The organism is Photobacterium sp. R1 (genome assembly GCF_054600795.1).
Genome location: NZ_BAAHZP010001019.1, coordinates 1 through 234, shown reverse-complemented (window position 1 = coordinate 234; position 234 = coordinate 1). Strand labels below are relative to the sequence as shown.

Sequence of the window (234 nt, the reverse complement as noted above, 5' to 3'; positions counted from 1 at the left end):
GGTGAGCGTTGGCAGGTCATTTTGCTTGACAGTCAGGTGGTAGGCGTACCGCACGGTGAATTAAGCCGGGATCAGCTTCAGATGCTGGATCAGGCGCTGGCTGCCCATCCTGATCGTCATGCGCTGGTGCTGCTGCACCATCATCCGCTGGCTGCCGGCAGCCGCTGGCTGGATCAGCAACAGCTGAAAAATCATCAGGCTTTCTGGCAGGAGGTCTCTGAGTATCCTCAGGTG

1 pseudogene is annotated in these 234 nt (G+C 58.1%); it reads left to right on the top strand.

Annotated features, from left to right (window positions below):
* Window positions 1–234: pseudogene (locus tag ACYP03_RS28135) on the top strand (3',5'-cyclic-AMP phosphodiesterase); the annotation flags it as partial.